The organism is Bacillus mycoides (assembly GCF_000832605.1).
Taxonomy (GTDB): domain Bacteria; phylum Bacillota; class Bacilli; order Bacillales; family Bacillaceae_G; genus Bacillus_A; species Bacillus_A mycoides.
On the sequence record NZ_CP009692.1, the window covers coordinates 1,414,931 to 1,428,634 of the forward strand.

Sequence of the window (13,704 nt, forward strand, 5' to 3'; positions counted from 1 at the left end):
CTTTTCGCCTTGTTTAGTTCATCCATATCCTGTCGATACTAAAAAGTAGTTATTTTTTCAGTAACCGAAACGCCTTCTCTGTATTAGCAAAATGCACTTTCACAAACTCAGGTAGTCTTTCTTTACCGACTTTTTGAATTAATTTAGCAGCGGCAATATCAACTTGTTTACCAGCACCTTTCGGAAGTTGCATACCAGCTTTTTTGCTTAGTTCGTCAAATTTTTTTACGAATGAGTAACGAGCTAAAATGGAAGCGGCGGCTACTGCTAAATGGACACTTTCACCTTTTGTAGCGAAGTAAACATTTTCACGCTGTACCTGTTTTTGTTTCGCTAAATATTTATAGTATGTATCAGGCTGTGTAAATTGGTCGATTAAGATACCCTCAGGTGTTGTAGGTGCAATTTTAGCCAATAAGTTTGTGATGGCTTTGTTATGCAGTAAAGCTTTTAGTTTACCTTGGTTGTTTCCTTTATCAAATAGCTCGTTATATTTTTCATTATGAAGAACGAGGGAGCTGTAAGGAACAACGTGAAGGAGTTGTTTTGCAATCTCAGCAATTTGAGCATCATTTAAGTTTTTGGAGTCTTTTACACCAAGTTCTTTTAAAAGTGGAATTTGCTTTGCATCCACATATACAGCAACTACTGTCATCGGTCCGAAGTAATCACCAGTACCTACTTCGTCTGACCCTAGAATAGACATTGTGCCGATGGAAGCGGGCGGCGCATAACGATGTGAATTGACCGATTTTTTTACAGCTGATTTTGGTGTTTGAGAGACAGTTTGCCAACGAGAAGCTTCTGCTTCAGCACGTCCACCCTGAAACATCACTTTTCCTGATTTATAAGCTGTAATTGTGCAAGATTGAACTTTTGCCATAAAGATACCGCCTTGCGGAATTTTGGGGCTAAGTGCTTGTTTGTATTGTTGTTTCATGTCTTCAATTACTGTAGAACTTGTTTGTATTACGATAGAATTTGACAAAATGGTCGCTCCTTTTTTATGTTGTTATTTTTATCATATCGGATTGTTCTTTCTGTTTCCATATTATGATGGTTCATGGTATGATAAACTTTAGGATTCTGTACGTGATTGGAGGCCGGTGAGTTGTCACAACAAAAGGGAAATAAAAGTCGAATTAATGTAGAAATATATGGCCAACAGTATTCAGTTGTTGGCGATGAAAGTACAAGTCATATCCGCATGGTAGCAGCGATTGTGGATGATAAAATGCGCGAACTCAATGCCAAGAATCCTTCGCTTGATACGAGTAGACTAGCGGTATTGACGGCGGTAAACGTCATACACGATTACATAAAATTAAAAGAAGAACATGAGAAATTGAAAGAAAGTATGACACAAAAAGGAATTGAATAAACATGATTGATATTATTATCATTTTATTGCTTGTTATGGGATTCTTCCTCGGTTTACGCAGAGGATTTATTTTGCAACTTGTAAAGTTAACAAGCTTTATTATCGCATACCTCGTTGCATACTGGTATTGTAAAGATTTAGCGCCAGCACTTGCGAAAATTATTCCGTATCCATTTGATAAGAATGTTTCTGTTCCAGAATGGATAGATGCGAATAATATTGAGGGTGTCTTCTATCAAGCAATTGCGTTTATCGTATTATTTATTATTACAAAAATCGCACTTTCACTACTTGGTAATTTACTGAATATGTTTGCAGAAATCCCAGTTTTAAAGCAAGTCAATGCGGTTGCTGGGGCACTTCTTGGCTTTTTAGAAGTGTATATCATTCTGTTTGTCTTAATTATTGTTGGAACAATTCTTCCAATTGAACAAATACAAACACCATTACAAAAATCATCAATTAGCAAAATAATTGTAGACGATACACCGATTCTTTCTGAAAAGGTGAAGGAACTATGGCAGACAGGTAGCAGAGTGTAACTTCTCTTTTTTCGGAAAGAGAAGTTTTTTTCTATGAAAGAAAGGCGGGGCAATGATGAAAGTGAATAAAAAACAAGTTATCAAATTACTAGAGACAATCGGCCTATTTATGGAACTAAAGGGCGCGAATCCATTTAAAATATCTGCATTCCGTAAAGCGGCGGCAGCACTAGAAAGTGATGACCGTAGTCTTTCTGAAATTGAAGATTTCACAAAGATTCCAGGTATCGGAAAAGGAACGGCAGCAGTTATTCAAGAATATATAGAATCGGGAACATCTGAAGTACTACAAGAACTTGAAAAAGAAGTACCAAGCAGTTTATTACCACTATTAAAACTACCAGGCCTTGGTGGTAAGAAGGTGGCCAAGTTATACAAAGAACTTGGTGTTGTTGATATGGAAACGTTAAAAGCTGTTTGTGAAGAAAATAAAGTACAAGCTTTAGCTGGATTCGGTAAGAAAACAGAAGAGAAAATATTAGAAGCAATTGATCAAGTAGGCTCTCGTCCAGAGCGTTTACCAATTGCGATGGTATTGCCTATTGCCGGGGAAATAGAGGAGAAATTGTCGAATGTTGCTGAAATAATTCGTTTCTCACGCGCTGGTAGTTTACGCCGTGTTCGTGAGACAGTGAAGGACTTAGATTTCATCATTGCAACGACAGAGCCAGCAGTAGTGCGTGAACATTTACTACAATTTGATAATATGATTGAAGTGATTGCAAGTGGAGATACGAAAGTATCTGTTCGTCTTCAATATGAATATGATATTTCAATTGACTTCCGCTTAGTAAAACCAGAAGAATTTATTACAACTCTTCACCATTTCACCGGATCAAAAGACCATAACGTAAAAATGCGCCAAATTGCGAAAGATAGAGGCGAGAAAATTAGTGAATACGGTGTGGAAATCTTAGACACAGGTGAAGTGAAAACATTCGAAACAGAAGAAGCATTCTTCGCCCACTTTGGCCTTCCATTCATCCCACCAGAAGTGCGTGAAGATGGAAAAGAAATTGAATTAATTAAAGAGTATCCGAACTTAATTCAGTTCTCTGATATACAGGGTGATTTACATATGCATACAACGTGGAGTGACGGTGCTTTTTCAATTGAAGAAATGGTACAAGCGTGCCGCGCTCATGGATATAAATTTATGGCAATTACTGATCACTCGCAATACTTGAAAGTAGCGAACGGTTTAACGAAAGAGCGTCTTCGTGAACAAGCGAAAGAAATTGAACGTATGAATGAAAAGTATCCAGACATTACAATTTTGCGCGGGATTGAAATGGACATTTTACCAGATGCGACACTTGATTTTGACGATGAAGTATTAGCAGAACTAGATTATGTCATTGGAGCTATTCACTCAAGCTTCTCACAAGACCGTGAAACGATTATGAAGCGTCTTCGCACTGCACTTGAGAATAAGCATGTCACAATGATTGCCCATCCGACAGGACGTCTTCTTGGGCGCCGTGAGGGTTACGATGTAGATACAGATTTATTAATCCAGCTCGCAAAAGAAACAAATACAGTTTTAGAATTAAATGCAAATCCAAACCGTCTAGATTTAAGCGCGAAATTATTAAAACAAGCACAAGATGCTGGTGTAAAAGTAGCGATTAATACGGATGCCCATACACTTGAAATGTTAGAAGATATGGAAACAGGTGTAGCAGCAGCGCGTAAAGGTTGGATTCAAAAAGATAACGTGATTAACACATGGGATATTGAACGTTTATTAGACTATATTAAACGTAATAAGTAATACAGGGGGGACCTGCAACATGTTAGAACGAACGTTGCGTGTATTAGAATACAATAAAGTAAAAGAACAATTACTTGAACATACAGCATCTTCACTTGGTCGTGATAAAGTGAAGAATTTAGTGCCAAGCACAGATTTTGAAGAAATTGTGGAATTGCAAGAAACAACGGATGAGGCAGCGAAAGTCATCCGTTTAAAAGGACATGTACCACTTGGAGGGATTTCTGATATTCGTTCAAATATTAAGCGTGCGAAAATTGGAAGTATGTTAAGTCCTTATGAATTAATTGAAATCGCAAGTACGATGTACGGTAGTCGCCAAATGAAACGTTTCATTGACGATATGATTGACAACGGTGTTGAGCTTCCAATTTTAGAAACACATGTCGCGCAAATTGTGTCTTTATATGATTTAGAAAAGAAGATTACAAATTGTATTGGTGACGGCGGTGAAGTAGTCGATAGCGCAAGTGACAAATTGCGTGGTATTCGTAATCAAATTCGTACTGCGGAAAGCCGTATTCGTGAGAAATTAGAAAACATGACGCGTTCTTCAAACGCGCAAAAAATGTTATCAGATGCAATTGTAACGATTCGTAACGAACGCTACGTAATCCCGGTAAAACAAGAATACCGCGGCGTATATGGTGGTATTGTTCACGACCAATCTGCTTCTGGACAAACATTATTTATCGAACCGCAAGTAATCGTGGAATTAAATAACGCACTTCAAGAAGCACGTGTGAAAGAAAAACAAGAAGTAGAACGCATTTTAATGATGTTAACGGAAGAAGTGGCAGTGGAAGCTGATATTGTTTTATCAAACGTAGAAGTAGTTGCAAATCTTGATTTTATTTTTGCGAAAGCTCTTTATGCGAAGCGAATTAAAGCGACGAAGCCAATCGTAAATAATGAACGCTACATGGATTTAAAACAAGCACGCCATCCGCTTATTGATCCGGAAATTATCGTGCCAAATAACATTATGCTTGGTAAAGACTTTACAACAATCGTTATTACAGGACCGAATACAGGTGGTAAAACAGTTACACTGAAAACAGTCGGTATTTGTGTCTTAATGGCGCAATCTGGTCTTCATATTCCAGTAATGGATGAATCAGAGATATGTGTATTTAAAAACATCTTTGCTGATATCGGTGATGAGCAATCGATTGAACAAAATTTAAGTACATTCTCTTCTCATATGGTAAACATTGTAGATATTTTAGAAAAAGCTGATTTTGAAAGTTTAGTCCTATTTGATGAATTAGGTGCTGGGACAGATCCGCAAGAAGGGGCTGCACTAGCGATTTCTATTTTAGATGAAGTATGTAACCGTGGTGCTCGCGTTGTTGCAACGACGCATTACCCAGAATTAAAAGCATATGGATACAATCGTGAGCAAGTTATTAATGCGAGCGTTGAGTTCGATGTGAATACATTAAGCCCAACGTACAAATTATTAATCGGTGTACCAGGACGTAGTAACGCCTTTGAAATTTCGAAGCGTCTTGGTTTGTCTGATCGCGTTATTGATCGCGCTCGTAACCATATTAGTACAGATACGAACAAAATCGAAAATATGATTGCAAAGTTAGAAGAAAGCCAAAAAAATGCAGAGCGCGAACGAAAAGAAGCGGAAGAGCATCGTAAGCAATCTGAAAAACTTCATCGTGAATTACAGCGTCAAATTATTGAATTTAATGATGAGCGCGATGAAAAATTATTAAAAGCGCAAAAAGAAGGGGAAGAAAAAGTCGAAGCTGCGAAGAAAGAAGCAGAAGGCATTATTCATGAACTTCGTCAATTGCGTAAAGCACAGCTTGTAAATGTGAAAGACCATGAGCTTATTGAAGCGAAGAGCCGTCTAGAAGGGGCAGCGCCAGAGCTTGTGAAGAAACAAAAAGTACATGTGAAAAATACAGCGCCGAAACAACAATTACGATCAGGTGATGAAGTAAAAGTGTTAACGTTCGGTCAAAAAGGTCAATTGCTTGAAAAAGTAAGTGATACAGAGTGGAGCGTACAAATTGGTATTCTGAAGATGAAAGTGAAAGAATCCAATATGGAATACATTAATACACCGAAGCAAACTGAGAAAAAAGCAGTCGCAAGTGTGAAGGGTAGAGATTATCACGTGTCGTTAGAGCTAGACCTTCGCGGCGAACGTTATGAAGATGCAATGATGCGCGTTGAAAAATATTTAGATGATGCACAGCTTGCAAGCTATCCTCGTGTATCAATTATTCACGGTAAAGGAACAGGAGCGCTTCGCCAAGGTGTACAAGATTACTTGAAGAAACATCGCGGTGTGAAAACCTACCGCTACGGTGACATGGGCGAGGGAGGCCTAGGCGTAACAGTTGTCGAATTAAAATAGCAAACAACCAAACAAAAGGGGAAACCATTATATGTTTATGGACAAACTTGCAAAAGTATTGTTAGCTTGTTGCGGAATATTTTTGGTAATTGGGGTTATTTATTTAGTTGTTTTTGCGAAGTAAAGGAGCGTCAATCTTGGCATAATGATATTGCCATGGATTGACGCTTTTAATCTATAAGAAAAGGAATAAAACATGAAAATCAACCAATACATAAGCGAAGCAAAATCTTGCTCAAGACGCGAAACAGACCGCCTCATTAAAGCGGGACGCGTGACGATTAACGGCGAAATATGTACGCACGGTGCAATCGTGAGTGATGGTGATGTTGTAACGATTGATGGACAGGTTATTGCAAAAGAAGAGAAAGAAAAGGTGTATATTGCCTTCCATAAACCAGTCGGAATTACTTGTACAGCAGCCGAACATATTGAAGATAATATTATTGATTATATCGATTATCCAGAACGAATCTTTCCTGTTGGACGATTAGATAAAGCATCGGAAGGACTCATCTTATTAACGAATGACGGTGCGATTGCGAATCAAATTTTGCACGGTGATCATGAGCATGAGAAAGAATATGTTGTCACTGTTGATAAGCCGTTTACAGATTGGTTTATTGATGAGATGTCCAGCGGTGTAAAGATTAAAGATGGAATGACGAAGCCATGTAAAGTGACGAGAGTTAATCAGTCTACATTCCGCATCGTTTTAACGCAAGGAATGAACAGGCAAATTCGTAGAATGAGTCGTGCTTTCGGATTTACTGTAACAAAGCTAAAGCGAGTGCGCATTATGAATATAGAGCTAAATGAGCTTGAAGCTGGAAAATGGCGAGACATTACACCTAAGGAATTAGAAATATTAATAGGGCAGTTATAGGGAGGAAAGTTTTCTCCCTATATTTTTTTGTCAGAAAAAATAAAACTATTGATTTTTTAAAAAATAGCCCATATAATAAAAAACAACAAGTTTCGACAACATATTTTATAAAAGTAATGATGAGGACATGAGTTGTTTTTGACGATTTTCAGAGAGGGAAGCCTTAGGCTGTGAGCTTCCTAATACGGAAAGACAAACTTACCACCTCTAAACTTCAAGAGTGAACTGCAGATGCATTGTAATTCTTGGCGGATAAAACCGTTATCAATTTACACGAGCTATAAAATGAGCTTATTTCGTTATAAATTCATTTTATTAGAATAAGGGTGGAACCACGATTTCAACACTCGTCCCTTTGTTAGGGACGGGTGTTTTTTGCGTTCTTTTACGGGGAAGTATGCTTGAAAGAGGATATGTGACGGATTTTAATTCAGAATATTTTGTCAATAAAACAATTAGGAGGTAGTAGAAATGAAATCATCTTTAAAGTTTTCTGAGATGTTTGCAATAAGCTTAATGTTATTTGCACTGTTTTTCGGTGCCGGTAATATGATTTTCCCACCAGCGTTAGGGCAAGGTGCTGGAACAGATGTATGGATCGCGTTATTTGGCTTTATCGTAACAGGTGTAGGACTGCCTTTATTAGGAGTTATTGTTATAGCTCTAAAGGGAGATATTAATGAATTAGCAAGACGTGTACATCCTGTATTCGCGCTAATTTTCATTACTGCAATTTATTTATGTTTAGGCGTATTTGTTAGTGTGCCACGTACAGGGACTGTTGCTTATGAAATGAGTGTTGCACCGTTTTTACCAAGTGAGATAGCTGGTCAATCCTATCCACTTGTTATCTTTACATTTATTTTCTTTGCAGTAACTTTCTATTTAGCATTAAACCCATCGAAATTAGTGGGGCGCATTGGTAAAGTGTTAACTCCAATTTTATTAGCTGTTATTGCAATTATTGTAGCGAAAGCAATTATGACTCCAATGGGAGAGTTTGGTGCCCCTACAGAAGCGTATAGTGCCCCGCTCTTTAAAGGTTTTATTGATGGATATTTAACTTTAGATGGACTTGCAGCACTTGTTTTCGGAAATGTTGTGATCAATGCTTTAAAAGCAAAAGGCATTACAAATAAGAACAGTATTGCGAAAGTAACAATCTTTGCAGGATTTATTGCAGCACTTGGCTTACTTCTTGTTTATTTAGCACTTGCTTACCTTGGAGCTTCAAGTGTTTCACTTGGAATGGGAGCAAACGGCGGAATTATTTTAACAAACGTCGTGAATCATTTATTTGGTAGCTACGGAACATTATTACTAGGTATCGCAATTACAGCAGCATGCTTAACAACTTCTGTCGGTATTGTAGCAGCTTGTGGAGAATATTTTTCTTCGTTATTACCAAAGCTTTCTTATCAAAAAGTCATTTTCATTTTCTCTGTATTAGCATTTATGGTAGCAAATCTTGGTTTAACTCAGTTAAACGCATTAGCATTACCAATCTTAATTGCAATTTACCCAATTGGTATCGTACTGATCGTATTATCACTTGTTGAAAACTATATTCGTCTTCCATTAGCTATGTATGTAGGCGGTATTGTAGGCGCATTTGCAATTAGCTTCTTTGATGGATTGCATAATGCAAATCTTCAAGTAGCGGCCCTTGCTCCTATTTTAGATGAAATTCCATTATATAGTGTAGGGATTGGTTGGTTAGTTCCGGGTATCATTGGAATTGCAATTGGATATGTAGTTTCTTTATTTCAAAAGCAAGAAATTGCTGTAGAAAAATAAGGGAAAGAGGCTTTCTTTAAAAGAAAGCCTCTTTTTTTGTAGAAAAATTATATATAGAAGAATTCAGATATTAAAAATTTTATACGTAATATAGTTGACAAAAAAATTACCAGTAGGCTAAGATTGACTTAGTTGTGGAAATATTGGAAGGGAAGAGGTTTTCTATGACTATATCATTTTTGTAAGAAGAGGTGATAGAACGATAGAATTAGGCGGTTTATTTTTTTTGAAATTCGTTGAGAATGATAATCAATAAAATGATGAAAGAGTTTTATGTTTATTCTTATAGGAAAAATTGGTGGGATTATTTTTTTGTCTATCAATGAGAATGATAATCAATATATTTCTAACTACATAGTGTTACTCGTTATAAAATAGAGATAGAAAGATTATTTTTTTTCTTATATATTGAGAATAATTATCATTTTCAAAAAAGAAAAACAAGGAGGCAGTAAGGTAAATGAGAAAGTTTTCGGTATTACCCGCTTTTATTATGACATTCGTATGTATGCTAGCTTTTCTCGTAGTGCCATTCGGACAAGCTTCGGCAAATGTAGCTGACGGTACTTACGATATTAACTATGTCATACAAAAAGCAGAAAATGATTCAGCTTCAATGGCAAATGATTATTTTGAAAAACCAGCTAAGTTAATTGTAAAAAATGGTGAGATGAGAGTACAAATTCCTATGAATCATAGTGCTTGGATTACAGAATTTAAAGCACCAGAGAACGGGAACTTTGTTGATGCAAAAGTTGTTAGTAAAGATGAATCTGCAGATAAAAGAACTGTAGAGTTTAAAATAGACGACTTATCTAAACCAGCAGCTGTAAAAATTCATGTTGTTGTACCGAACGTAAATTATGACCATAACTACACAATTCGCTTTGCGTTTGATGCAAATGTAAAAGCAGTAGGTGGAGAGAATAAGGAAACTGCTGCAACAAAAAATGAAGATCAAACTCAAAAAAATACACAAGTAAAAGAAGAAGTGAAGAAAGAAGAGAGCAAAGAAACAAACAAAGAAACAAGCAAAGAAACAAACAAAGATGTAAATAAAGGAACAAATGAAAGTGGGAAAGCTGAAAAAACAGATAACCCAAAAACAAGTGATGAAGCACGTATCGGATTATTTGCAGCATTACTTCTTATTTCAGGTGTTTTCTTAGTTCGTAAAGTGAAGTTAGGTAAATAAATCTTTGGAAGGGCGATGAATATATGTTTAAACAATTTAAAATGATTATTGCCGTATTTGCTGTCTTATTTACGTTTATAGCAACACTAGGGTTACAAGATGCAAAAGCTGCTACACAACTAGCTGATGGAAAATATAATATTGCTTTTACTGTATGGAAAGGCGATAAAGATGAATCATCTAGAATGAATAGTTATTTTGAAAGTCCGGCAACATTAACAGTTAAAGATGGAAAACAATATGTTTCATTCAAAGTGAAAGATAGTACTTCTATTAAAAGTTTACAAGTAGAAAAAAATGGTCAATTCGTAGAAGCTACTGTGTTAAGTGAAAATACAAAAGAGAATACTAGAGTTGTAGAATTTGAAGTTGCTGACTTGTCAAAAAAACTAAATGGCAAGGTGAAAATTAATATCCCAATTATTAATTATAACGCTTCATATGATATTCGTTTTGTATTTGATGGGAACAGCATTAAATAATTGGAAATTTTTAAAAAAGGAGAGTCATTCTATTGAACAGGTATTTTAAAATTGTTGTTGCAATGTTTCTAACGATTTTCACATTCGTATCAACGCTACAACCACTTGCAGTTCAAGCTGCTAGTCAACTAGCTGACGGTGAATACTCAATCGGTTTCAAAGTTCTTAAAGACACATCAGATGAAGAATCTATGATGAATCAATACTCTGTAAGTCCAGGAACTTTAAAAGTGAAGAATGGGAAAAAGAAAGTATCCTTTACGTTAGAACATAGTTCATGGATTACAAAGTTTGAAACCGAAAAAAGTGGTCAGTTTGTTGCGACAAATGTAATTAGTGAAGATCAAGAAAAAGATACAAGAGTCGTAGAATTTGATGTGGACGATGTAGAGAAGGTATTAAATGCGAAAGTAAAAGTAGACATTGATTTTTTAAATTATCATCATGACTATGATGTACGTATTGCATTTGATCAAAATAGTATTACACCGATTCATGTAGAACAACCAAATGAAAAAGAGGACCCAGCTAATAAGCCAGATCCAAATGAAAATCCGGATCCGAGTCAGAAGCCCGACCAAAAGCCTGATCCAGATCAACAACCAAATTCTAACACAATTAAAGATGGAGAGTACAGCATTCCATTTAAAGTGTTAAAAGATCAAACAGATGAAGAATCTAAGATGAATACTTACATGGTAAATCCAGGGGTATTAAAAGTAGAAAACGGTAAGAAAAAAGCAATTGTAACGTTAAAAAATAGCTCATTAATTAAAAATTTCCAAACGGAAAAAGATGGCGCATTTGCTGATGCAAAAGTAGTGAGTGAAGATAAAGAAAAAGATACAAGAGTAGTAGAGTTTGAAGTAGACGATTTATCTAAAAAACTAAATACAAAAGTATTTATTGAAGTGGCATCACAAGGTTACAAGCAAACACATAATGTACAACTTTTATTTGAACAGGATAAACTTGAACAAATTAAAAATGAAGAGAAACAACCGGAAGTAGAAAAACCAGATACTGAAACAATTAAAGATGGAGAGTACAGCGTTCCGTTTAAAGTGTTAAAAGATCAAACAGATGAAGAATCTAAGATGAATACTTACATGGTAAATCCAGGGGTATTAAAAGTAGAAAATGGTAAGAAAAAAGCAATTGTAACACTAAAAAGTAGCTCATTAATTAAAAATTTCCAAACGGAAAAAGATGGTGCGTTTGTTGATGCAAAAGTAGTGAGTGAAGATAAAGAAAAAGATACAAGAGTAGTAGAGTTTGAAGTAAACGACTTATCTAAAAAACTAAATACAAAAGTATTTATCGAAATGGCATCAAGAAACTATAAGCAAACACATGATGTGCAACTTTTATTTGAACAAGATAAGCTTGAACAAATTAAAAATGAAGAGAAACCAGAAGTAGAAAAACCAGAAGTAGAGAAACCAGAAGTAGAGAAACCAGAAGTAGAGAAACCGGAAGTAGAGAAGCCAGAAGTAGAAAAACCAGATGCTGAAACAATTAAAGATGGCGAATACAGCATCAATTTTAAAACATTAAAAGATCAAACAGATGAAATATCAATGATGAACACATATACAAAAAGTCCAGGTGTGTTAAAAGTAAAAGATGGTAAGAAGTATGTATCATTTACGTTAACGAATAGCGCTTGGATTACAAAGTTTGAATTTGATAAAAATGGTTCGTTTGTTGATGCGAATGTATTAAGTGAAGATACGAAAGCTGATACACGTGTAGTAGAAGTGGAAGTAGCAGATTTATCGAAAAAATTAAACGCAAAAGTAAAAGTCGACATCGATTCAATGAATTATCATCATTTCTATGATATTCAATTTGCATTTGATAAAGATAGCATTAAACCGTTAGATAACCAAGGCGGAAATGATAACCAAGGCGGAAACAACAACCAAGGCGGAAACAACAACCAAGGCGGAAACGACAACCAAGGTGGAAACGACAACCAAGGCGGAAACGACAACCAAGGCGGAAACGACAACCAAGGCGGAAATGATAACCAAGGTGGAAACAACAACCAAGGCGGAAACGACAACCAAGGTGGAAACAACAACCAAGGCAATAATACAACAATTGATCCAAACGCTCTTAAAGACGGTGAATACAGCATTGGCTTTAAAGTATTAAAAGATCAAACAGATGAAATATCAATGATGAATACATACACAAAAAGCCCAGGTGTATTGAAAGTAAAAGATGGTAAGAAATATGTATCGTTTACATTAACAAATAGTACATGGATTACAAAGTTTGATTTTGAGAAGAATGGCTCGTTCGTTAATGCAAAAGTATTAAGTGAAAATAAAGAGCAAAATACAAGAGTAGTAGAAGTAGAAGTAAATGATTTGTCTAAAAAATTAAATGCAAAAGTAAAAGTAGATATTGATTCAATGAATTATCACCATTTCTACGATGTTCAATTTGTATTTGATCAAGATAGTATCAAAGCTTTAGGGAACCAAGGTGGAAACGATAACCAAGGCGGAAACGACAACCAAGGTGGAAACGATAACCAAGGTGGAAATAATAACCAAGGCGGAAATGATAACAAAGAGGGAACTAACAAACCGAGAGTAATAATTGATCCAAAAAATTTAATAGATGGTCAATATGACATTACATTTAAAGTGTTAAAAGACAAGACAGATGAGCTTTCGAAGATGCATGACTATACTGTAAATCCAGCGAAATTGATCATAAAAGATGGTAAAAAGTACATTGAAATGACGTTGAAAAATAGTGCGTGGATTACGAAATTCCAAACTGAAAGCAATAGTCTTTTTGCTGATGCAAAAGTAGTAAGTGAAGATAAAAATGCAAATACGCGAGTAGTACAATTTGAAGTAGAAGATTTATTTAAAAAATTAAATGCAAAAGTGAAAGTAGACATTGATGAGATGAACTACCATCATTTCTACGATGTCCAAATTCAATTTGATACAAATAATATTGGTGCGTTAGGAACAATTAAAGAGGATCCAAAAAAAGATCCGAAAAATGATCCGAACAATCCAGTGATTACACCGAAAGTAGATAATGTAAAAAAAGTAGATAATCCTGATTTTAACCGAAATGCAGATGATAAGAAGAAAAAAGAAGATCAAAAAAATGATCCAAAAAAAGAGAAAAACTCAAAAACGGCAGATACAGCACAACTAGGTTTATACATGGTGCTACTGCTCGGTTCACTTGCTTTACTAGTTCGCAAATATAGAGCAGGTAGATTGTAATTTT

Annotated in this window: 10 protein-coding genes and 1 other annotated feature; of the genes, 9 read left to right on the forward strand and 1 reads right to left on the reverse strand. The window is 35.6% G+C overall.

What is annotated here, in order from left to right; all coding sequences use genetic code 11:
* Nucleotides 1-49 precede the first annotated feature (49 nt).
* Nucleotides 50-988: a ribonuclease HIII gene (gene rnhC / locus BG05_RS09240; protein ID WP_003191703.1), complete on the reverse strand. Its 939-nt coding sequence runs from the start codon at nucleotides 986-988 to the stop codon at nucleotides 50-52.
* A gap of 123 nt (nucleotides 989-1,111) precedes the next feature.
* Between rnhC and zapA the strand changes: the two genes are divergently transcribed.
* The 9 genes from zapA (at nucleotide 1,112) to BG05_RS09285 (ending at nucleotide 13,700) form a co-directional block, all read left to right on the forward strand.
* Nucleotides 1,112-1,381 (forward strand): cell division protein ZapA, encoded by a 270-nt coding sequence (zapA, locus tag BG05_RS09245; RefSeq protein ID WP_002112165.1) that lies wholly within the window; start codon nucleotides 1,112-1,114, stop codon nucleotides 1,379-1,381.
* Between the two features lie 2 nt (nucleotides 1,382-1,383).
* On the forward strand, nucleotides 1,384-1,923 hold the full coding sequence (locus tag BG05_RS09250) for a CvpA family protein (RefSeq protein WP_002129333.1): 540 nt from the start codon (nucleotides 1,384-1,386) through the stop codon (nucleotides 1,921-1,923).
* Between the two features lie 55 nt (nucleotides 1,924-1,978).
* Nucleotides 1,979-3,697 (forward strand): DNA polymerase/3'-5' exonuclease PolX, encoded by a 1,719-nt coding sequence (gene polX / locus BG05_RS09255; protein ID WP_002129332.1) that lies wholly within the window; start codon nucleotides 1,979-1,981, stop codon nucleotides 3,695-3,697.
* A gap of 19 nt (nucleotides 3,698-3,716) precedes the next feature.
* Nucleotides 3,717-6,077 carry an endonuclease MutS2 gene (locus BG05_RS09260; protein ID WP_002129331.1) on the forward strand — a complete coding sequence of 787 codons (2,361 nt, stop codon included), beginning with the start codon at nucleotides 3,717-3,719 and terminating at the stop codon, nucleotides 6,075-6,077.
* A 196-nt stretch (nucleotides 6,078-6,273) separates the two neighbouring features.
* Entirely contained in the window at nucleotides 6,274-6,963 is a 690-nt protein-coding gene (locus BG05_RS09265) for a 23S rRNA pseudouridine(2604) synthase RluF (protein ID WP_003191693.1), read from the forward strand.
* 107 nt (nucleotides 6,964-7,070) lie between these two features.
* Nucleotides 7,071-7,321, forward strand: a binding site (T-box leader).
* Nucleotides 7,322-7,434: 113 nt separating this feature from the next.
* Nucleotides 7,435-8,760, forward strand: a complete 1,326-nt coding sequence (gene brnQ6 / locus BG05_RS09270; protein WP_002088895.1) for a branched-chain amino acid transport system II carrier protein BrnQ6 — start codon at nucleotides 7,435-7,437, stop codon at nucleotides 8,758-8,760.
* 460 nt (nucleotides 8,761-9,220) lie between these two features.
* Nucleotides 9,221-9,955, forward strand: a complete 735-nt coding sequence (gene isdC / locus BG05_RS09275) for a heme uptake protein IsdC (RefSeq protein WP_002184863.1) — start codon at nucleotides 9,221-9,223, stop codon at nucleotides 9,953-9,955.
* Between the two features lie 23 nt (nucleotides 9,956-9,978).
* The gene (locus BG05_RS09280) at nucleotides 9,979-10,437 is read left to right on the forward strand and encodes an NEAT domain-containing protein (protein WP_002167601.1); all 459 of its coding nucleotides are present in this window, start codon (nucleotides 9,979-9,981) and stop codon (nucleotides 10,435-10,437) included.
* A 32-nt stretch (nucleotides 10,438-10,469) separates the two neighbouring features.
* Entirely contained in the window at nucleotides 10,470-13,700 is a 3,231-nt protein-coding gene (locus tag BG05_RS09285) for an NEAT domain-containing protein (RefSeq protein ID WP_033734278.1), read from the forward strand.
* Nucleotides 13,701-13,704 lie beyond the last annotated feature (4 nt).